The organism is Stutzerimonas zhaodongensis (genome assembly GCF_003696365.1).
Classification (GTDB): Bacteria; Pseudomonadota; Gammaproteobacteria; order Pseudomonadales; family Pseudomonadaceae; genus Stutzerimonas; species Stutzerimonas zhaodongensis.
This window is the reverse complement of sequence record NZ_RFFM01000001.1, coordinates 1,143,632-1,165,218: the sequence shown is the minus strand read 5'-3', so window position 1 is coordinate 1,165,218 and position 21,587 is coordinate 1,143,632. Positions and strand designations below refer to the sequence as shown.

The 21,587-nt window shown below is 60.6% G+C and carries 17 protein-coding genes; 3 read left to right on the top strand and 14 right to left on the bottom strand.

Annotation, left to right across the window (positions count from 1 at the left end):
• Window positions 1-111 precede the first annotated feature (111 nt).
• From EA797_RS05345 to EA797_RS05290, 12 genes are all read right to left on the bottom strand, one after another.
• Window positions 112-807 (bottom strand): hypothetical protein, encoded by a 696-nt coding sequence (locus EA797_RS05345; protein ID WP_122164105.1) that lies wholly within the window; start codon window positions 805-807, stop codon window positions 112-114.
• A gap of 79 nt (window positions 808-886) precedes the next feature.
• Window positions 887-1,681, bottom strand: coding sequence for an ABC transporter ATP-binding protein (locus EA797_RS05340; protein WP_122164104.1), 795 nt, complete (start codon window positions 1,679-1,681; stop codon window positions 887-889).
• Between the two features lie 10 nt (window positions 1,682-1,691).
• Entirely contained in the window at window positions 1,692-2,681 is a 990-nt protein-coding gene (locus EA797_RS05335) for an ABC transporter permease (RefSeq protein WP_122164103.1), read from the bottom strand.
• 52 nt (window positions 2,682-2,733) lie between these two features.
• A complete protein-coding gene (locus EA797_RS05330) occupies window positions 2,734-4,107 on the bottom strand; it encodes a CmpA/NrtA family ABC transporter substrate-binding protein (protein WP_122164102.1) in 1,374 nt (457 codons plus the stop codon).
• Between the two features lie 562 nt (window positions 4,108-4,669).
• Complete coding sequence (locus EA797_RS05325) at window positions 4,670-5,248, bottom strand: ANTAR domain-containing response regulator (RefSeq protein WP_122164101.1); 579 nt, start codon at window positions 5,246-5,248, stop codon at window positions 4,670-4,672.
• A gap of 11 nt (window positions 5,249-5,259) precedes the next feature.
• On the bottom strand, window positions 5,260-6,483 hold the full coding sequence (locus EA797_RS05320) for a CmpA/NrtA family ABC transporter substrate-binding protein (protein ID WP_122164100.1): 1,224 nt from the start codon (window positions 6,481-6,483) through the stop codon (window positions 5,260-5,262).
• A gap of 169 nt (window positions 6,484-6,652) precedes the next feature.
• On the bottom strand, window positions 6,653-8,275 hold the full coding sequence (locus EA797_RS05315) for a BatD family protein (protein WP_122164099.1): 1,623 nt from the start codon (window positions 8,273-8,275) through the stop codon (window positions 6,653-6,655).
• The gene (locus tag EA797_RS05310) at window positions 8,272-10,002 is read right to left on the bottom strand and encodes a vWA domain-containing protein (RefSeq protein ID WP_122164098.1); all 1,731 of its coding nucleotides are present in this window, start codon (window positions 10,000-10,002) and stop codon (window positions 8,272-8,274) included. The genes EA797_RS05315 and EA797_RS05310 overlap by 4 nt, the downstream gene beginning before the upstream one ends.
• A complete protein-coding gene (locus EA797_RS05305) occupies window positions 9,999-11,015 on the bottom strand; it encodes a vWA domain-containing protein (RefSeq protein WP_122164097.1) in 1,017 nt (338 codons plus the stop codon). Before EA797_RS05305 ends, EA797_RS05310 begins: the two co-directional genes overlap by 4 nt.
• Window positions 11,008-11,505 (bottom strand): DUF4381 domain-containing protein, encoded by a 498-nt coding sequence (locus tag EA797_RS05300; RefSeq protein ID WP_122164096.1) that lies wholly within the window; start codon window positions 11,503-11,505, stop codon window positions 11,008-11,010. Before EA797_RS05300 ends, EA797_RS05305 begins: the two co-directional genes overlap by 8 nt.
• A complete protein-coding gene (locus tag EA797_RS05295; RefSeq protein WP_122164095.1) occupies window positions 11,502-12,470 on the bottom strand; it encodes a DUF58 domain-containing protein in 969 nt (322 codons plus the stop codon). The genes EA797_RS05300 and EA797_RS05295 overlap by 4 nt, the downstream gene beginning before the upstream one ends.
• Window positions 12,470-13,429, bottom strand: a complete 960-nt coding sequence (locus EA797_RS05290) for an AAA family ATPase (RefSeq protein WP_122164094.1) — start codon at window positions 13,427-13,429, stop codon at window positions 12,470-12,472. Before EA797_RS05290 ends, EA797_RS05295 begins: the two co-directional genes overlap by 1 nt.
• Before the next feature lie 403 nt (window positions 13,430-13,832).
• On the opposite strand from EA797_RS05290, the gene EA797_RS05285 reads away from it, so the two are divergent.
• On the top strand, window positions 13,833-18,680 hold the full coding sequence (locus tag EA797_RS05285) for an NAD-glutamate dehydrogenase (RefSeq protein ID WP_122164093.1): 4,848 nt from the start codon (window positions 13,833-13,835) through the stop codon (window positions 18,678-18,680).
• A 125-nt stretch (window positions 18,681-18,805) separates the two neighbouring features.
• Here EA797_RS05285 and EA797_RS05280 read toward each other — a convergent pair whose 3' ends face one another.
• Window positions 18,806-19,720 (bottom strand): DUF6685 family protein, encoded by a 915-nt coding sequence (locus EA797_RS05280; protein ID WP_122164092.1) that lies wholly within the window; start codon window positions 19,718-19,720, stop codon window positions 18,806-18,808.
• Window positions 19,721-19,887: 167 nt separating this feature from the next.
• Between EA797_RS05280 and EA797_RS05275 the strand changes: the two genes are divergently transcribed.
• Both EA797_RS05275 and EA797_RS05270 read left to right on the top strand, forming a co-directional pair.
• On the top strand, window positions 19,888-20,109 hold the full coding sequence (locus tag EA797_RS05275; protein ID WP_122164091.1) for a DUF2835 domain-containing protein: 222 nt from the start codon (window positions 19,888-19,890) through the stop codon (window positions 20,107-20,109).
• 108 nt (window positions 20,110-20,217) lie between these two features.
• The gene (locus tag EA797_RS05270) at window positions 20,218-21,258 is read left to right on the top strand and encodes a quinone-dependent dihydroorotate dehydrogenase (protein ID WP_122164090.1); all 1,041 of its coding nucleotides are present in this window, start codon (window positions 20,218-20,220) and stop codon (window positions 21,256-21,258) included.
• Between the two features lie 86 nt (window positions 21,259-21,344).
• Here the strand turns inward: EA797_RS05270 and rmf are convergent, their stop codons facing one another.
• Window positions 21,345-21,560, bottom strand: a complete 216-nt coding sequence (gene rmf, locus EA797_RS05265) for a ribosome modulation factor (RefSeq protein WP_082082129.1) — start codon at window positions 21,558-21,560, stop codon at window positions 21,345-21,347.
• Window positions 21,561-21,587 lie beyond the last annotated feature (27 nt).

The window sequence follows — 21,587 nt, the reverse complement described above, 5'->3', positions numbered from 1 at the left end:
GTGCGTCGCGCCGGTGCGCTACGTGCGGGACGCGGATTGTACGCGTCCGCACGTCTGGCCCTAGTCCGACGATCGTCGGAGATAGCGCCTGCATCCGTTGCCTCGTGGCTGTCAGGCAATGCTATGGCGGATACCTTGCAGGCGCTCATCGATGATCGGTGTGATCAGTGCGTAACATTCGGCCGGTGCCAGGCTGATGCGCGGGGCATCGATGAGATTGCGCTCCAGGTGCTCAATGAGGTTGGTCAGCGTTTTGCCGCCAATCGGGTCGGCCAGTCGCTGGCAAAGTTGGCGCATCTGGATCTGCATATTCAACGGGCATGTTTCAAAGTTCGCCGCACGCACCGCCAGGCCGCGTAGACGGCCCAGATCCTCCAGCGCTCGGCACGCTTCGCAGATGCCGGTTACCTGTGGGTTGCCCTGACAGGTCAGACGCAACTCCAGTACGTGAATGCTCTCAAGCACCTGTTCGATAAGTATGCAGTGTGGCTCGAAGTCGACCGGGTTCTGGTGAACCTGCTGCCACAGCGCGCGCATCGCTGGGCGATTTTCGTCGCCTTTCCAGTCCTCCCAGAGCTGCACGAGCCGATCTGCGACCGCTATTCGCTGAGCGCTCGCTTCAGCGTCGCGCTGGCCACCTAGGCCGCGGTGCTTCTGCAAGAGTTGCAGAACCTCCAGTGCCTGCTGCAGCGACCGTACATCGGTGGCACTGATGCGCTTGCGGTGTCGGTCGGCCGCGATGCGATTGAGATGGTTGCCTAGCAGGACCACGCAGGCTGCCAGGGTCAGGGCGATCATTACTTCCATGGTCAGTATTCCGTTCGGCAGAGACGTGTGATGTAGAGGGTCGCGCGGTGCAGCGCTTCGGCCTGGACGCGTTTTGTATTCATGCTGCCGGCCGTTGCTGACGCTGGTACAGAAACTCGAGAACTCGCGCGCGGTAGGCGTGGTAACTGGCGTCATGGGCAAGCGTCATGCGATCACGCGGACGCGGGAGTTCGACGCGCATGATTTCGCCGACTGTGGCCGAAGGGCCGTTAGTCATCATCACGATGCGGTCCGAGAGCAGCACGGCCTCGTCGACATCGTGGGTGATCATGATCACCGTGTTACCAAGGTCTGCTTGGATCTCCATCAGCGAGTCTTGCAGGTGCGCGCGGGTCAGCGCGTCGAGGGCTCCGAAGGGCTCGTCCATCAGCAGCACCTTGGGTTGCATGGCCAAAGCACGGGCGATGCCGATGCGCTGCTTCATTCCGCCGGATATCTCGCTGGGTCGTTTGTCCCGAGCATGGGACATGTGCACGAGTTCGAGGTTGTGCTCGATCCAGTCGCGCATTTCGCGTCTGCTTTTCAGGCCCTTGAAGACCTGACGTACCGCCAGTTCGACGTTTTCGTAACAGGACAGCCACGGCAGCAGGCTGTGGTTCTGGAACACCACGGCGCGCTCCGGACCGGGTGCGTTGACCTCACGCCCGTCGAGGATGACGCCTCCGGTCGTTGCCTGATAAAGCCCGGCGACGATGTTCAGTACCGTCGACTTGCCGCAGCCGGAGTGACCAATCAGCGAGACGAATTCCCCCTTGGCGATGCGCAGGTTGACGTTCTGCAGCGCGCTATAAAGGCCCTTGTCGGTGGGAAAGCTGATACCGACGCCAGTGAGCTCGAGATGGGTATGGTTCATCGTTGTTTCCTCAGCGCAGGTCTGCGTTCTTGTCCCAGCTCACGCGGCGCTGGAGCATCAGCATGATGCGATCCAGGGCGAAGCCGATAAGGCCGATGACGATCACCGCGACCATGATCCGGCCAAGTGAGTTTGAGCTGCCGTTCTGGAACTCATCCCAGATGAATTTGCCGAGGCCGGGGTTCTGCGCCAGCATTTCCGCGGCGATCAGTACCATCCAGCCAGTCGCCAGCGACAGCCGCAGGCCGGTGAATATCATCGGAATGGCGGCGGGCAGGACGATGCGTCGCACATGGCTGAGCGGGGACAAACGCAGCACGCGGCTGACGTTTTGCAGGTCCTTGTCGAGGTTGGCTACGCCTACGGTGGTGTTGATCACCGTAGGCCACAGGCAGCACAGGGCGACGGTCAGCGCCGAGGTCACAAAGGACTTCGCCATCAGCGGGTCTTCGCTGATATAGACTGCGCTGACCACCATGGTCACCAGCGGCAGCCAGGCCAGCGGCGACACCGGCTTGAAGATCTGGATCAGCGGATTGACGGCGCTGTACACCGTCTTGCTCAGGCCGCAGACAATGCCCAGCGGCACCGCTATGAGCGAGGCGATGGCGAAGCCGGTCATCACCGTGTAGAGGCTGGTGATGATCTGCTCGAAGAAGGTCGGCTTGCCGGTGTATGGGCGGACCTTGACCTGGGCGTCCGGGTTCTTTGCCAGCGTGGCGGCGTTACGTTCCGCCTGGCGCTGGTGAAAGGCTTCGGCCTTCTCGCGCGACTGAAGATGCGCATCGAGCAATCCATTGAACTGTTCGGCGACCTGGCTGGGGCCGGGGAACTGCCCGAGGCTGGTCTGGATGTTGGTCGCCACCAATTGCCAGAACAGCAGGAAGGCGAGAATGCCCACCAATGGCATGATCACTTGTGGCAGCCACCGCTTGAGGCGTGCCTGGCGACCGGCCTCGAGCGTTTGCTTGATGCTTTTTGCGACGGCTGGATTGCTCATCGACGTGTCCTCTCCGGTATCGGGAGCCGGTACGGCTCAACAGGGGTCAGGATCAGAGGGTGGTACCGCCTTTCAGGCCGATCTCGAACTGTTCGAGGTAGGCGTTTGGCGCATGTCCGTCATAGGTGATGCCATCGATGGTGTCGGCCAGCGGGGCGCGAATGCCGTCTTCATCGGCCGCAGGAAAGTCACCGGCGCTGAGCAGGCCATCTTCGATCAGCGCGGCTGCGGCTTCGCGGTAGATGTCCGGGCGGTAGACCTGCTTGGCGGTCTCCAGATACCAGCTGTCCGGCTTGGCTTCGGCGATCTGCCCCCAGCGGCGCATCTGCGTCAGGTACCAGATCGCGTCGGAGTAGTAGGGGTAGGTGGCGTGGTAACGGAAGAAGACGTTGAAGTCCGGCACCTCGCGCTTGTCGCTCTTCTCGAACTCGAAGGTCCCGGTCATGGAATTGGCGATGACCTTGGCGTCGGCGCCGACGTACTCGGGCCGCGAGAGGATTTCCACCGCTTCCTGGCGGTTGGCGTTGTTGTCTTCATCGAGCCATTTGCCGGCGCGGATCAGCGCTTTGACCAGCCGCTTGTGGGTTTCAGGGTTGGCTTCGGCCCAGGCCTTGGAAACGCCGAAGACCTTTTCTGACATGTTCTTGCGAATCGCATAGTCGGCCACCACTGGCACGCCGATTCCCTTGAAGACCGCCTGTTGGTTCCAAGGCTCGCCAACGCTATAGCCATGGATGGTGCCGGCTTCCATGGTAGAAGGCATTTGCGGCGGCGGCGTTACCGAGAGCAATGCCTGAGCATCGATCTGGCCGCTGATGTCGCCCTTGTTCGGCGCGTAGTAGCCAGGATGAATACCGCCAGCAGCGAGCCAGTAGCGCAGCTCGTAGTTGTGAGTGGACACCGGGAACACCATGCCCAGGTTGAATGACTTGCCGCTGGCGTTGAGTTGCTCGATCACCGGCTTTAGCGCGTCGGCCTTGATCGGATGCTGCGGTTTGCCATCAACCATTGGCACGTTGGGCTTCATCTGTTCCCAGATGGCGTTGGACATGGTGATGGCGTTGCCGTTGAGGTCCATGGTGAACGCGGTGATGATCTCGGCCTTGGTACCAAAACCGATGGTGGCGCCGATCGGCTGGCCGGAGAGCATGTGGGCGCCGTCCAGTTCGCCATCGATCACGCGGTCGAGCAGTACCTTCCAATTGGCCTGGGCCTCAAGCGTGACATAGAGGCCTTCGTCTTCGAAAAAGCCTTTCTCGTAGGCGATTGCCAAGGGCGCCATGTCGGTAAGTTTAATGAAGCCAAGCTTCAGTTCTTCTTTCTCCGGTTCGGCAGCCCAGGCGGTCATGGGTACCAGTTGCAGCAGGGCAGAGCATCCAAGACTGGCAACCAGCGTTTTCAGCAGCGTACGGCGGGTCTTGCGCATGATTTTTCCCTCAATCGCGAAACGAAAAAAGGCGTAACGGAGGCACCTCTGCAAGAACAGAGCGAGCACCGTTGACGCCTTTGTCAATTCGTCCCGATCACCGCCGTTGGCGACCCGAAGACGTGGTGAAAGAGCCATAGCAAGGGGCAGGCCAGGTCGTCACAAGTCGGGACTGCGGCCGGCGAGAATTTTGGAAATTCATGCGAATACAACGGGTTGCGACAGCGAATCAATCTGGGTACGGCGCGTTGCTCTGGCGCTCCTGGCATGCTTGTCTTCAGGTCGGCGCAATAGCCGTGCAGCTTTCGCAGCCACTGGCTCCGTTTTGGTTCGTCCGAAGGTGGAGGACCGGTGGGCCGCTAGCGGCCTTGGGATGGCAACGCGGCAGGTAATGCGGGGAAGGGCGGGCAGTCGAGCTCAGTACCGCCGCGCTTGTTGGGCGAACAAGCTCGATTTCACTGTAGGCGCCGCGCTGGGCAGCATCCGGCTGGCGATAGTATTTCTAGGGCCGAATCATCGCCCATTTGACGCGCATCTCTACGCGTAGCACCAGATAGGTGTGTCACTGACCCAGCAGGTCGTTCATTGCGATGATCTGCTCTGCCACCTGAATCAGCTTCTGCTGGCGGCTCATGGCCTGGCGGCGCATCAGCGTGTAGGCCTCTTCTTCATTGCAGCTGCGCATTTTCATCAACATACCCTTGGCCAGTTCGATGCGCTTGCGCTCGACCAGCTGCTGGTCGCGGGCATGCAGTTGTGCGCGAATGGCCTGGTCACTTTCGAAACGGGCCATGGCCACCTCGAGGATAGGCTTCAGGCGTTGGGCCTGGATGCCTTCCACGATATAGGCGCTGACGCCGGCGCGAATGGCCTGGCGCATGGCGTCCGGGTTGCTGTCATCGGTGAACAGGACGATGGGCCGCGGCTGGTCACGGCTGACCATCACTACCTGCTCCATCACGTCTCGGCCTGGGGAGTCGGTATCGATCAACACGACGTCCGGGCGAACCGCCTCGACGCGCTCCGGCAGGTCGATGGTCAGGCCCGACTCATCGATCACCTCAAACCCTGCCTCGATCAGCGCCGAGCGCAATCGGCCAACCTTGCGTGGTGTGTCATCAATCAGGAGGACGCGAAGCATGGCTGTCTCCGTCAGTTAGGCACAGAGGATACGGGTGCATCCGCCAGCGCGTGCAGGGCGAAACTGCGGGCGTATGCAGCGGGATCGCTGCCGTCCCAGCGGCTACCGTCCATCAGCAGTGCGCTGCGGTTGAATGAATCAGGTACTGGAATATCCAGTGCAGAAGCCGCGTCGCGATAAAGGCTGGTTTGCTGCACGCTCTGCGCGACGGCGAGGTAGTCGGGGTCATTGCGCAACAGGCCCCAGCGTCTGAGCTGGGTCATGAACCAGAGGCCGTCAGAGTGGTACGGCATGTTCACTGCGCCATCGCCGAAGAATCGCAGTGGGTGCTTGTCCAACCAGGCATGGCCTAGACCATCTTCATACTGCCCAAGAAAGCGGGGCTCTATGGCGGCCACAGGCGCATTCACATAATCGCTGCCGGCGATCAGCTGCGCCGTGCTGCGCCGGTTCTCCTGGCTCTGATCGATGAAGCGGCTAGCCTCCAGAACGGCCATGACCAGCGCGCGTGCGGTGTTCGGGTATTGCTCGACGAATGCGCGGGTGCAACCAAGCACTTTCTCCGGATGATCCGCCCAGATGGATTGGCTGGTAGCCAGGGTGAACCCCATGTCCTCCTGGATCGCCTGTGCGCCCCAGGGCTCACCTGCGCAGAAGCCGTCGATGCGACGCGCCTTGAGATGAGCAACCATCTGAGAAGGCGGCACTACCAAGGTGCGCACGTCGTTCAATGGATGTATGCCGTAGGCCGCAAGATAGTAATAAAGCCATAGGGCATGGGTACCCGTAGGAAACGTTTGGGCGAGGGTGATTTTTGCCCCACTTTGGCGCACACAGCGACCCAGCGCCTCCGGATCGGTCACGCCTGCTGCCTTGAGCGAGCTGGAAAGGCTGATGCTCTGGCCGTTCTGCGCCAATCCCATGAGGACGGCCATGTCGACCGGTGTGCTGCCGCCGATGCCCAGATGCACCGCGTAGATCAGACCATAGAGGCCATGGGCGGCGTCCAGCTCACCTTCGATCAGCTTGTCGCGGATGTTTGACCATGAGTTCTGCCGGTGCAGGTTCAGGGTCAGGCCGTACGGCTGCGCAAACCCTTGCGTCGCTGCGACGATCAGAGAGGCCGCGTCGGTCAGAGCCATGAACCCGAGGTTGACGACGTGCTTCTCGGGCGCGTCACTGCCAGCGACCCACGCCTGCGGATCGGGGCGGGGAGGGTTGTGGAGATCGGACATGGAAACAGACCTTGTCATGCGGCGCGCGCTTAGCGAGGGGCTGCGCTTGTTGATGATGGACGGGGCTGACAAAGCAAGCCACATGCCAAAGGGTTGCGACTCTCACTATGTCTGATGCGGCTCAGGCAGCCGTCAGGCCGCATTCATTGAGCGGCAATCATTGAAAGGTTCAGCGGGGGTAGAGCGGAGGAAGCGTGGTAGCGTCCTGCTCGGTTTCGTCTGTCTGACGAGGCGGCAGGCTCTGAATGGCTTGCCACAACGCCTCACCTTGCCAGCGTTGGCCGGTTTCGCTGTATAGCGCACCGTTCAGCCCGTCCAGGGCATCGGATAAAGGAACGAAGCGCGCGGCCATGTCGGCCAGCGTTTCAGGCTGTTGCCGCGCCCAGGCGTCGAGCGCATGCCGGGTCGTCTGAGTATCGTTGGCAAGACAGGCGCGCTTGAGATCTTCCAGCAGGCTTCGAGGTGTTGGCCCGGCCTGAATCGCCTTGATCACCGCGGGCTGGCTTCGCGCGCGTAACCACAGGCCGAAGCCGAGCAGTGTCGTCAGCGCGAGCAGGGCGGTGCTCAATTGCCATGGCCATAGCAAGCGCTGTTCGATCTGCGGCAGGGCGATGTCGGGTTCTTCTCCTACCGGGGGCGCCAGGTCGGGATTGTCCGCCACTTGCAACGCCCGTTCGGGCAGCGTGCTACGCTCCAAACGGTCTTCCAAAGTGTTCCACCACACCAGCTCTACAGCCGGCAGCATGTAGTCACCAGCCTGAGTCGCCACTAACGCGTCCCGCTGTTCGCGACTACCGCTTACGCCCGTCTCCGACGCAGCATCGTTCAGGCTCGGTTGATCGGGATAGCGGCGCAGGCCGGGCACGGTTGGCACTTCCAAGGGCGGCAGCTGCGTGCTGGTGAGCCCGTCGGCCTTGACCATGAGGCTGCGGGTAAGGGCCTCGCCCAATTGCGCATCGTTGGGCTGGGGACTCCAGGCTTCCACAAGCGTCACGTTCGTCGCCGGTAGCCAAGGTGCATCTGGGGGATAGTCGGACGGCTTGGGCTTGACCTGTAAAGGGATTTCGGGCGACTTGACCTGAGTGGACTTGCCGAAGCGCGATCCATAGTAGTCGCCGTTACCCGCCACGGTTGTAGCGCTGAACAACTGAGCCGGGATCGTCAGCGCGCCGCTCTTTTGCGGAAAGAGTGCATAACGGATCTCGATCACACCGTGGCGTATGCCGTTAATGTCCTTTTCGTAAGTGCGTGGCTCACCCAGCCGCTCGACCAGCGCGTCACTCATCTGCAAAGGCGACAGCGTGCTGTCGTCGTAGAGCGAAACGGAATGATAGATGCGCAGCGTCAGGACAACCTGCGCTTGCACGTAGACGCTTTCATGATCGATGTTCGAGTCGATGAAGATTGGCGCCAGCTTGTCTCCACCGTCGGTGCGGGGTTCGCTGACATTCAAGGTGATCGGCTCACTGCGCCAATCGCCTAGCTGCAAGGGAGGTATCACTACGTAACCGGTCTGTCTTGGCTGAAGCGTTATCAACCATCGGGTAATTGCTCGCGCCTCGCCATTTGCGCCCGAAAGCTGGTTCGTCTGCCGGGTATCGAACACCTTGAACAAACTATCGAGCGGCTGCAGGTCTGGTTTGCCGAAGGCTGTCGTGTCGCCCGTCTCGAGCGTCAACTCGACGGTTTCGTTAAGGCTCAGCTGTGTACGGTCGACCCGCGCTGTCAGCGTAGCGGCGTTTGCCTGAAAGCCGAGCAGGAACAGCAAAACCACAGCCATCAGCCGCATCATCGATTCAATTCCTGGCGCTTGCGTTGTTCATAAAGAAATTTGCGGCGAAGCAGTTCGCCGGGGTTGTCGGGGATCTTGCGCAGCCATTGGTTCATTGCCTGATCCTGCTCGGGATCGAAGCCTGCCTGCTGGGGCAGGCTGCCCGTGTCCTCGGTTTCAGGTTGTTGTTCGTCGTCCACCGCTGCGGGCATTTGCGCGCTGGCGTTCGCATCGGCCATGGGTTCCTGCTGACTTGAAGCCTCGGGGTCCTGTTGCTGTTCAGCCGCCGAATCGTTGCTTGCTGCGCGTGACTCGGAAGGTTTGGCGTCGGTCGGTGCATCCTGGGCTTCGGGCTCGTCCGACTGCGATTCTTGCGCCGCCTGTTGCTTTCGCTGGCGCAGAATATCCTCGACTATGGCCTTGTTACGCTGGGCTGGCTCCAGATCTGGATCGAGCTCCAGCGCCTGCTCGTAGGCCTCGATGGCCGCTTCGAGCTCTTCGGTGCGTGCCAGCGCATTCCCTCGATTGTAGTGATCGGCGGCGGTATCACCCTTTGCGAACTGCTCGGCGGCTTGATCGAAGTTTCCAGCCAGGTAGTGGGCATAGCCGCGCCAACGAGCGTTGTCGAAACGCTCGGCGGCCTCAGCAGGACGTTGAGCTTCCAGCAGGCGGATGCCCTGCTGATCGCCCCGTCTCCAGAGATCCTCCATGCTCACTGCGCTGGCCGGTTGTGGCAGGGCGACGAGCAGTGGCAGGCAGAACAACCAGCCACGGCGGCCGGCAAGCGCTGCGAGCAACAGCAGCGGCAGCAGCAACCAGTGCCCCTGATCCAGTCGGCTGTCGAGCCGGGTCGAATCGTCTTGAGTGATCAGCTCGCCACTGCTCTCCAATAGGCCTAGATTGCGCAAGTCTGTATCGTCTATTCGGGCTCGCTGATAACGCCCTTGGATGCTGCTGGCGAAACGCCGAAGCGATGCGTCGTCCAGTCGAGGGATCAGAATGGCACCGCTGTCGTCTTTCAGAAAGCTTCCATCTTCCCTGGCTATAGGAGCCCCCTCCGCCGTTCCCACGCCCATTATCAATAGACGGTGGCCTTCAGCTTCCAACAACGTGCGGATGGCGCTGCGCTCGTCAGCAGTCAGGCTGCTGCCGATCAACAGCAATCGGCCTCGCCCGTTCGCTCCCCGCTGGAGCAATTCGATGCCGTGCGACACGGCCAAGTCGGCTCGATGGCCGGCTTCCGGCATCAGGTCGGGCTGCAACGCATCGAGTAGATTCCGGGTGGTATCTACATCGTTGGTCAACGGCACAAGCGTATGCGCGCTACCGGCAAAGGCAACCACGGCCGTCTGCGCATCCTGACGTGCCTGCAGCAGGTCGAGAACTTTTCGCTTGGCCTGCTCCAGTCGATTGGGGCGAGCATCCGTCGCGAGCATTGCGGGCGTGGTCTCGAGCAGGACAACCAGTGGGTCGGCACGTGACTGGCTGGGTTGCTCGACCAACTGCCAACTCGGCCCCAGCAGAGCCAATGCCGCCACTAGCCAGGCCATACAGAGCAGCAACCAGGGGCGTCTGCTGTTGCGCAGCTTGCCGCGGGTCAACAACAGGCTATGGAAAGCCTCGGGCAACAGTCTTTGCCAGCGGCCAATCTGTCGCTGACGATGCCAAAGGCGCCAGAGCAGCCAGATCGGCAATGGCAGAACCAGCAGCCAGAAAGGCCTCAGCAGATGCGGCAGCCACTCAGTCATCTGCGCTCACCACGGGAGGCCAGGCGCTGCAGCCTGGGGTGCCAGAGATTGTTCGCGACCAGTAGCAGACTGATCAGAAACGCGGCGGACAGGGGCCAGACATAAAGCGCGTCGGCAATACGCGCCTGAGTCGGTTGCTGGGCGGCCGGTTCAAGCTCGTCGAGCATGGCGCCAATGGCCTCCAGCTCGCCGCTTGAGCGCGCCCGGAAGTACTTGCCTCCCGTTTGATCGGCGATCCCCCTCAGCGTCGTCTCGTCCAGCTCCGCACCTGCGCTGAAGCCGAAGCGCTGAAGCACGCTTTCCGAGCCAGCATCGGCGCCGATACCGATGGTATGGATCTTGATCTTCTCTTCGGCGGCGAGGCGCGCGGCCAACAGTGGCTCGATTTCGCCTCCGTTGTTGGCACCGTCCGTAATCAGTACCAGAACCCGGCTCTCCGCAGGGCGGTCGCGCAGGCGTTTGACGGCGAGTCCGATTGCATCGCCGATAGCGGTGTTGCTCCCCGCGATGCCGACCACCGCTTCTTCCAGCCAGATCCGAACGGTCTGCCGATCGAAGGTTAGCGGTGCCTGCAGATAGGCCTTGCTACCGAACAGAATCAGTCCGACACGATCACCGCGACGCTCGGTGATAAAGTCGCCCAGCAGGTGTTTGACCAGCTCAAGGCGACTGATTTCGTCGCCATTCCACCGCATGTCCGGGTAATCCATGGACCCCGACACATCCACTGCCAGCAGCAGATCCCGGCCACTGACTGGCAGCGGCAGCGGTTCGCCAAGCCATTGCGGTCGCGCAGCGGCAAACAACAGAAGTAACCAGATCACCAGAAACGGAAGTTGTTGGCGCCAGGCGGGAAGGGCCACCGCTGCACGGCGGCCGACCAGCGTTTCCAATTCGCCGAGAAAACTGACCTTCAAGGCGGAATCACCGCTATCGGCAGCGGGTAGTGCCCAACGCAACAGCCAGGGCAATGGCAGCAATAGGAAAACCCAGGGCCATGCCAACTCAAACATGTTTGCGAATCCATATTTGCACGGATTGCTCGAGCCCCTGAATCGCTTTGTCATCGAGCCTGCACTCGGCGCGATAAACGCCCTCGACCAGCACCATCCAGCGTGTCAGGCCGGCAGCCGGGCAACGGCTGTCGAGAAAGGCCAGCCAGGCACGACCGCTGAGCGTGTGGGGGTTATCGGTTGGGTAACGGGTGCGACAGAGGCGCTTGAGCAAGGCATTCAATTGCTGCAGCCACTGGTTCGCCGGTTGGCCCCCGTAAGGTTTGCTCAGCTGGGCCAGCTCGTCCAATGCGGCCTGCCGTTGCGGATCGATTACCGCTTCAGTCGGTTGCCGAGCAGATTCCCGACGCAATCGCCGCCAGGGCTTCAAGCGCAGCAGGAGCACAAAAGTCAGGATCAGCGCGGCAAGGAACCACCAACCCGGGGCCGGAGGCCACGCACTGATTGGAGGGGGAGCAATCAGGGGATCGAGTTGATCGAGCGAGCTCATCGAGTCGCTCCGGGGTGCTGGACATTGAGATGTTCACGCAGCTGATCGACAAGGTCGCGCTGGGTATCGAGCGCCATCAAGGGCAGCCTCAGGCGGTCAGCCAGACGACGCCAGCGGGCGGTGCGTGCTTCGGCCTGCTGGCGGTAGCTCTGACGGACTGAAGGATCGTGACTGTCAAGCTCGAGCCTCGCGCCGAACTGGGCAAAGCGCAGCAGGCCCGCGGCGGGCAACGCGCGGTCTAGGGGGTCGTGAACCGGCACCAGCAAAAGATCAACGTGTCGAGCGAGCAGCGTCAGCTGTTGCTCTGCAGCATCGCCCAACGCGCGCTCGTCGCAGATCACAACGGCCAGGCTGCCCGGACGTAGTGCCTCGCGGGCACGTCTGAGTGCCAGCCCGAAGGCGTCCGAATCGGTATTCTGCTCAGTATTCAGGCCGGCACTTGCGCGAGCCAGACGGTCAAGCAACTGCAGAAGGCTTTGCTTGCTGCGGCGAGGTTTAATCTCTTGCAGTTCGCCATGCCCGAAAACAAGCCCGCCGACTCGGTCGTTGTGGCTCAGCGCGGCCCAGCCGACCAGGCTGGCAACCCGGGCGGCAACTACAGACTTGAATGCCAGCCCGCTGCCAAAGAAAAGGCGGGGACTCTGTTCCACGAGGATATAGATCGGCCGCTCGCGCTCTTCGTGGAACAGTTTGGTGTGGGGTTCCTGAGTACGCGCCGTCACTCGCCAATCGATGGTACGCACGTCGTCACCGGCCTGGTAGATACGCACCTGATCGAAATCTACGCCTCGCCCTCGAAGCTTCGAGTGATGCAGGCCAACCAGTGGGCTGCGGCGGTTCGGGCTGGAGAAAAGCGGGACTTCGCGGACTCGATGACGCATATCGATCAGTTCAGCCAGGCTCACCTGAACGCCGTCGCCGCGTGCAGGCGCCGTCTGGCCGACGGCCGTCGAAGTAGGGGCCATCAGGCCACCGCCACCACATCGAGAATACGTTGCAGAACACGATCCTGGTCGATACCAGCGGCCTCCGCTTCGAACGACAGGATCAGACGATGGCGCAGTACATCGAAAAGCATCGCCTGAATATCTTCCGGGCTGACGAAGTCGCGGCCAGCGAGCCAGGCATGGGCGCGGGCGCAGCGATCCAGAGAGATCGACCCCCGCGGGCTGGCGCCATAAGCGATCCACCCAGCCAGCTCGGGGTCGAACTTGGCGGGCGTGCGTGTTGCCATGACCAGTTGGACCAGATACTCCTCGACGGCATCCGCCATGTACAGGCCGAGGATCTCCTTGCGTGCGGCGAAAATCGCCTGCTGTGAGACGCGATGTTCGGGCGGCGTTTCGCCGTTGATGGCCTCACCACGTGCCTGCTGAAGAATGCGTCTCTCCACGGATGCATCCGGAAATCCAAGCTTCACATGTAACAAGAACCGATCGAGCTGCGCTTCGGGAAGTGGGTAGGTACCTTCCTGCTCGATAGGGTTTTGTGTCGCCATGACCAGGAACAGCGGGGATAGATCATAGGTGCTGCGCCCTACGCTGACCTGGCGCTCGGCCATGGCCTCAAGCAGTGCAGACTGCACCTTCGCCGGCGCGCGGTTGATCTCGTCAGCGAGGACCAGATTATGAAAGATCGGACCTTGCTGAAAAACGAAGCTGCCTGTTTCCGGGCGGTAGATTTCCGTACCAGTGATGTCTGCCGGCAGTAGATCAGGCGTGAACTGGATACGGTGAAACTCTGCCTCGATGCCGCCGGCCAGCTCCTTGATTGCGCGAGTCTTCGCAAGGCCTGGAGCACCTTCAACCAGCAGATGCCCGTCCGCCAGCAGTGCGATAAGCAAGCGCTCGATCAGGCGTTCCTGGCCAAGGATCTGGGTTGATAGAAACTGTCGTAGCGCGACTATCGCTTCACGGTGGTCCATCGCTGAGCTCTTCTGAAGGGGCGTGTCGAGGCGGGTGCTCGACGGGCGTGACTTTAATTCATTTGCCGATGCACAGGCTATGAGGGGGTCTGCAAAGCCATGAGATTTGGCGGTTTCGGCAGGCCATTCTGAGCGCTCGACCAGGCCAGATATCACGGTGCGCAGCGGGCACCCGTACGGCTTGAGCTAGAGTCTTGGCAGGGCTATCTGATCGCGCGGACAAATCTTCGCAATCTTCCTCAAGTTAAATGTGACTGCCAGCTCTCTGAGGGCGCCAGATAATCGTAGGGTCGCGTTCATGCAATCGGTGATCTGCTTAACTGACGTGGAACTTCCGCGTTGCGTTGCCAGTCAGCTGCCGCGACTGCCTTAGTCGAATTCCAAGCCAGAATGGAGCGAAAAAATGGCGTTCTTTACAGCTGCCAGCAAAGCCGACTTTCAGCAACAACTGCAAGCGGCACTAGCGCAGCATGTCGACGAGAAACTTCTGCCACAAGTGGGACTTTTCGCCGAGCAATTCTTCGGAATCGTGGCTCTTCCCGAGCTCACCGAACGACGCATGACCGACCTCGTAGGCTCGACGCTAGCCAGCTGGCGTCTCTTGGAGCGCTTCGACCCGGGCAGTCCTGAAGTCCACGTATTCAACCCCGATTACGAAAAGCATGGCTGGCAGTCGACCCACAGTGTGGTTGAGGTGCTGCATCCTGACATGCCATTTCTGGTTGACTCGGTTCGTATGGAGTTGACCCGTCGCGGTTACGCGATCCACACGCTGCAGAACAGCGTGCTGCAGGTTCGGCGTGATGCAGACGGCAGTTTGGTCGAACTGCTGCCCAAAGGAAGCTCCGCCGCTGATAGCAAGGCCGAGTCGCTGATCTTCGTCGAAATCGACCGCTGCGCCAGTGCCTCAGCCTTGCGTGAGCTTGAACAATCACTGCACGGGGTTCTGGCCGAAGTGCGCCTGGCCGTGACAGATTTTCCGGCAATGCGGGCCAAGGCCGAAGAGCACCATGCTCGTCTGGGCACGCTACAGGGGAGCGACGACGCACAGGTTGCCGAAAGCATGGACTTCATGCGCTGGCTCGCGGACGATCATTTCACCTTTCTGGGCTACGAAGAGTTCACCGTCGTCGATCAAGGCGAGGGCGGTCGAATCATCTATGACGAGGCCTCGCTGCTCGGCCTGTCGCGCATTTTGCGCACAGGGCTTGAAGAAGACGACCAACTCATCATCGCGCCGGCTCTTGCCTACCTGCGTGAGCCTTTGCTCTTGTCCTTTGCCAAGGCGGCGACGCCGAGCCGGGTGCATCGTCCGGCCTATCCTGATTTCGTCTCCATACGTCAATTCGACGAACAGGGTCGGGTCGTCAGGGAATGCCGTTTCCTCGGCCTGTTCACCTCTTCGGTGTATACCCAGAGCGTACGTCGGATTCCCTATATCCGCAGCAAGGTTGCGGAGGTGGTCCAGCGTTCGCAGTTCGGCGATTCGGCGCACCTGGCGAAGGAGCTGACCCAGGTTCTCGAGGTGTTGCCGCGCGACGAGCTGTTCCAGATGACGCTTGACCAGTTGTTCAGCACTGCCATCGCCATCGTCCAGATTCAGGAACGCAACAAGCTGCGGTTGTTCATGCGTACCGACCCCTACGGCCGCTTCTGCTATTGCCTGGCATACGTGCCGCGTGACAGCTACTCGACCGAAACCCGCCTGCGTATCCAGCAGGTACTGGTCGATCGCCTGGAAGCCAGTGGCTGCGAATTCTCGACCTACTTCTCCGAGTCGGTGCTCATCCGGGTGCAGTTCATCTTGCGTCTGGATCCGAACAAGCAGGTCCTGTTCGATCCAGTGCAACTTGAAAATGAAGTGGTGCAGGCCTGCCGGACTTGGCAGGACGACTACTCGAGCGTGGTCATCGAGCGCTTCGGTGAAGGGCAGGGCACCGGCATTCTTGCGGACTTCCCGAAAGGCTTCCCCGCTGGATACCGCGAGCGATTCGCGCCCCATTCTGCTGCAGTAGATATGCAGCACGTGCTCAGCCTGAGTGAGGAGCGCCCGCTCGTGATGAGTTTCTACCAGCCGATCACGGCGGTAGAAAACAGGTTGCACTGCAAGCTTTACCACATGAACACGCCGTTGCCCCTTTCGGACATGTTGCCGATCCTGGAGAACCTCGGGTTGCGCGTGCTTGGGGAATTCCCATTCTCCTTGCGCCGCAAGGACGGCTGCGAGTACTGGATCCACGATTTCGCCTTCACTTATGCAGAGGGGCTTGAAATCGATCTGATGGAGATCAACGAGCCGCTGCAGGATGCCTTCATTGCCATCCACAACGGCCAGGCGGAAAACGACGCCTTCAACCGGCTGGTGCTGACGGCAGGCCTGACCTGGCGCGAAGTTGCGCTGCTGCGGGCCTATGGCCGCTACCTCAAGCAGATTCGCATGGGCTTCGATCTGGGCTATATCGCCAGCGCGCTGCTCAACCACACCGATATTGCCCGCGAGCTGGTCCGCTTGTTCAAGATGCGCTTCTACCTCGCCCGCAAACTTGGCGAGGAAGATCTGGCTGACAAGCAGACGCGACTTGAGCAAGCGATCATCAATGCACTGGATGACGTCGCGGTGCTCAATGAAGATCGGATCCTGCGACGCTATCTGGCGCTGATCAAGGCAACCCTGCGTACTAACTTCTATCAGACCGATGCCAGCGGCAAGCTCAAAAGCTACTTCAGCTTCAAGCTCGACCCACGCTCGATTCCTGAAATGCCACGCCCGGCGCCGAAGTTCGAAATCTTCGTCTACTCGCCTCGTGTCGAGGGCGTTCATCTTCGCGGCGGAAAAGTCGCCCGGGGCGGCTTGCGCTGGTCCGATCGTGAAGAGGATTACCGTACCGAGGTGCTGGGCCTGGTCAAGGCGCAGCAGGTCAAGAACGCCATTATCGTGCCTGGCGGTGCAAAAGGCGGCTTCGTACCGCGTCGGCTGCCAACCAGCGGTTCGCGCGATGAAGTATTGGCTGAGGGAATCGCCTGCTATCGGATCTTCATCAGCGGCCTGCTGGACATCACGGACAACCTGAAAGAAGGTCAGGTTGTGCCACCGACGAACGTGCTGCGTTATGACGAGGATGATCCCTATCTGGTGGTTGCTGCCGACAAGGGCACGGCAACCTTTTCCGACATCGCCAACGGTATCGCGGCCGAGTATGACTTCTGGCTCGGCGATGCCTTCGCGTCAGGTGGATCTGCTGGCTACGATCACAAGAAGATGGGTATTACGGCCAAGGGCGCTTGGGTATCGGTGCAGCGCCACTTCCGCGAGCGTGGCATTGACGTGCAGCGCGACACCATCAGCGTAATCGGCATTGGTGACATGGCCGGTGACGTGTTCGGCAATGGACTGCTGATGTCCGAGACCCTTCAGCTGGTCGCGGCCTTCAACCATATGCACATCTTCATCGACCCGAACCCGGATGCCGCCCGGAGCTTCGTCGAGCGCAGGCGCTTGTTCGAACTGCCGCGTTCGTCCTGGACCGATTACGACTCGTCGTTGATCTCTGCCGGTGGTGGCGTCTTCCCACGCTCGGCCAAGCGCATCTCGATCACGCCGCAGATGAAGGAGCGGTTCGACATCGAGGCCGATCACCTGACTCCTGCAGAGCTGATACATGCGCTGCTCAAGGCGCCGGTTGACCTGCTGTGGAATGGCGGCATTGGCACCTATGTCAAGAGCACCTCGGAAAGCCATGCGGACGTCGGCGACAAGGCCAACGACATCCTGCGGGTCAACGGCAACGAGTTGCGGGCGAAAGTCATCGGAGAGGGCGGCAACCTCGGGATCACCCAGCTGGGTCGGGTCGAGTACTGCCTGCACGGCGGCGCGGCCAACACGGACTTCATCGACAACGCCGGCGGGGTGAACTGCTCCGACCATGAGGTCAACATCAAGATCCTGCTCAACGAGATCGTCAGCGCAGGCGACATGACTGGCAAGCAGCGGGACCAGTTGCTGTTCGACATGACCGATGCTGTTGGCGAGCTGGTGCTGCACGACAACTACAAGCAGACCCAGGCGCTTTCCCAGGCCGAACATCGCGCGCGCGAAGGCGGTGCCGAATACAAGCGGCTGATAAGTTCGTTGGAGTCCGTGGGTCTGCTGGATCGGGCGCTGGAATTTCTGCCGAGTGATGACGCGCTGGCCGAGCGCGCGAATCTGGGCAAGGGGTTGACCCGTGCTGAGCTGTCGGTACTGATTTCGTATAGCAAGATCGATCTGAAGGAAGCGCTGCTGCAGTCCCGCGTGCCTGATGACGATTATCTTGCTCGCGAAATGGAGAGTGCGTTCCCGCAGTTGCTCGCTGAACAGTATCGCTCGGCCATGTTGCAGCATCGCCTCAAGCGCGAGATCGTCAGCACTCAGATCGCGAACGATCTGATCAACAATATGGGCATCACTTTTGTGCAGCGGCTCAGAGAAGCGACTGGGCTGAGTGCGGCTAACGTTGCCGGTGCCTACGTGATCGTCCGAGACATCTTCCATCTGCCTCACTGGTTCCGTCAGATCGAGGCGCTGGACTACAAGGTGCCCGCTGAACTGCAGCTCAACTTGATGAATGAGCTGATGCGTCTGGGCCGCCGTGCGACCCGCTGGTTCTTGCGCAATCGCCGTAGCGAGTTGGATGCCGCGCGTGACGTGGGGCATTTCGGGCCGCGTGTTGCCGCGCTCGGCTTGAAGCTCGACTCGCTACTGCAAGGTGGGACGCGTGAGCTATGGCAGGCGCGTTATGAGCGCTACACCGAAGCTGGTGTGCCGGAGTTGCTGGCGCGCATGGTCGCCGGGACCAATCACCTGTACACCCTGTTGCCGATCCTGGAGGCAGCTGACGAAACCGGTCAGCCTCCAGCCGATGTCGCTGCCGCTTATTTCGCAGTAGGCGGCGCGCTGGAATTGCCGTGGTATCTCCAGCAGGTCACTGGCCTTCCGGTGGATAACAACTGGCAGGCCCTGGCACGTGAGAGTTTCCGTGATGACCTAGACAGTCAGCAACGGGCCATCACCGTGTCTGTGCTGCAGATGAGCGACGCGCCTGATGATCTGGATGCTCGTGTTCAGCTGTGGCTGGAACAACGGGAATACCAGGTGGAGCGCTGGCGCAAAATGCTGGTCGAACTGCGCGGCGCAAGCGGTGTGGACTACGCGATGTACGCAGTCGCCGGTCGTGAGCTGCAAGACCTGGCAATGGAAAGCGCGCGGAGGTAATGGAGTCGGCCGTCGGGGCTCCGGCGGCTGCTTCCTTGAACAAAAACGCCGGTGCGGATGCGCCGGCGTATTTCTTTGTGTGGTGTTGCTCAGTGCAGGCGGGTCGACGCCAAGGCTGCAGTCACTTACAGGGTTTTATTGCCAAGGCGAAAGCGAGTGATGTGTGGCAAACCGCGCAGGTATCGAACCAGGTCTGGCGCTCCTGCGAGCTTCAGCCCTTCACCTAGTGAGTTGGCAGCTGGCTGGCGCTTATCCAAAAGAAGCAGTTCGGAATTGTTGGCGTTACGCAGGAGCGTAAGACGGGCATAAGGGATTTTCGCTTCAAGCAGCAACCCCATGAACTGGCGATCACTCCAGGCTTGCGCCGGCATCGTAACGGCGTGGTACTCGTTGTCCAACGCTTGCAGACCCGCTGCATCGAGGCGGTAATCGGTAAGTTCGCACGGCAGGTTGACTTCGAGCCCCCGCAGGCGCGCATAGGCGATCGCGCAGGCGAATGCTTCGGCATGGTGCTCCCCGGACCAATAAAGCCGCTCGCCCAACCAACTGGCCTGACGCACGTCGATTGGGGGCTGGGACTGAAAATCGGGCAGCGCTGAGGTGATAGTGCGTACGAAATCTTTGTAGCTGATCACGCGCAGCTGTCGGCAAGCAGGCGTGGCGGCAAAGGATTCGAAGGTGGGGTAGGTGGCTCCATCAGCGCTCTGACCGCCGAGGCCATCGATCTGCCGCAGATCGAGTGCAGCGTGAGTACTCTGTTCCTGACGTACGAGCCGGGTCAGTGCGGCGCGGGCTCTTGCCTTGTCTTCCTGGATCGGGCCAGATAGCGCGCTCCGTGGAAGATCGACGAATCGCTGCAGGCAGGGCCCGTCCTGCCAGTAGATACTTGGCGCGGGCTCAGAGAGCGGCGCGAACGGCAATCTGATCTGGCTGGCATCCTCAAGGACCTGACGCGCGGATTTACCGGTCAGTCCAAGGCGCTGAGCAAATCTGGCGATTCGGGAGGTCACGAGTGGCATCGGCTCGGGCAGGCTCATCATAATGAGTGAGCACGTTGAACAACGAACGAAGTGTGGCAGAGCCGAGGATACTGCGCATTGTATTTGCCTGGCTTTTGTCTACAGGTCACAGGTCGGTGTGCCGGTGATCGATCATCGGCTTCAGACCGATATGGCAAAATCGCTGCGCTGATCATTGAGGAGCCTCCATGCCAAGCCTCGTATTGGATATTGCACTGCCCGCCGAGAAACTACTGGCGGTTTATCAAGGGCGCGCTAATCGTATCCTGATCAAGAGCCGGGAAGGGACGAGCGTCAGCCTGCCGGCACATCATCTGCGACCCTTTCTGACAACCGCCGGTGTGTTTGGTTCATTCGAGCTGGAATTCGCGCTGGAGGGCAAGTTGATTGGATTGCGCCGCCTCGGTTGAGCGCCAGCTCTCCGCTGTGCAGAGAGCTGGAATACGTTTGTTCAACGCTGAGAATATCGCTCGCCTGCTATACTCCCGCGCCACACTTTCCCAGGATCTAGGCTGCGTATGTATAACCTGGCCCGCCAGTTGCTTTTCAAGTTCACGCCCGAGACTTCTCACGAACTGTCGATTGATCTTATTGGTGCCGGCGGCCGCCTTGGAGTCAATGCACTGCTGGGTAAACCTCCAGCTAGCCTGCCGGTGCGCGTGATGGGGCTGGAGTTTCCCAACCCGGTGGGCCTGGCCGCAGGCTTGGATAAGAATGGCGAAGCGATCCGCGGCATGTCCCAGCTGGGGTTCGGCTTCGTTGAGGTCGGAACCGTGACGCCAAGGCCACAGCCGGGTAACCCCAAGCCACGCATCTTCCGTCTTCCTGAAGCCGAAGCCATCATCAATCGCATGGGTTTCAACAACCATGGCGTCGATGCATTGCTCGAGCGAGTGGATGCGGCTCGGTTCAAGGGAATTCTTGGGATCAATATCGGAAAGAACTTTGACACGCCGGTCGAGCGTGCTCAGGACGACTATCTGCTTTGCCTCGATAAGGTCTACCACCAGGCCAGTTACGTTACGGTCAACGTCAGCTCGCCCAATACCCCTGGGCTGCGCAGCTTGCAGTTCGGCGACTCGCTCAAGCAATTGCTCGGTGCGATCGGCCAGCGTAGGGAAGATCTCGAAGTGCTGCACGGCAAACGAGTCCCGCTTGCCATCAAGATTGCACCGGACATGACGGATGAAGAAACCGCGCTTGTGGCCGAAGCAGTATTTCAGGCAGGTATGGATGCCATCATTGCCACTAATACGACGCTTGGGCGTGAAGGGGTGGCGGGCCTTGCCAATGCGGACGAAGCAGGGGGGCTATCAGGTGCGCCAGTTCGCGAGAAAAGCACTCATACGGTCAGGGTGCTTGCTCAGACCTTGAACGGTCGCCTCCCTATCATTGCCGTTGGCGGCATCACTGAAGGGCGGCATGCAGCGGAAAAAATCGAGGCTGGGGCAAGTCTGGTGCAGCTGTATACCGGGTTCATTTACAAAGGCCCGGCTTTGATTCGCGAGGCAGTGGATGCCATCGCTGCGCTGCAGTCTCGCAAAGGTGCAGTTGTTTGATTGCCCGGAGGGGCTCCCTTTAGGAGCCCCGGGCGTCAAGCCCGCCGCCCGGGTGGGGCGTGCCATATGAAGTCGGTTAGATTGTGTCAGCCGACCGCGTGAAGTTCGTTTAATCGATGAATACCGGCCGCGCCGGTCAGGCCGTCCCAATTGTCGCCGCGGCCCTCGCGCCACCCGTTAATCCAGGCTTGGCGTACTTCGGGATGAGAAAAAGGACATAGATCGCGAGATTTACCGTGTATGCCATGCTGATAACCGCGTAGAAATGCTCGTTCCATCGGATCACGCTTGAGTCTTCTCATTGGGTATTGCCCTCAGTGGTTGACTGG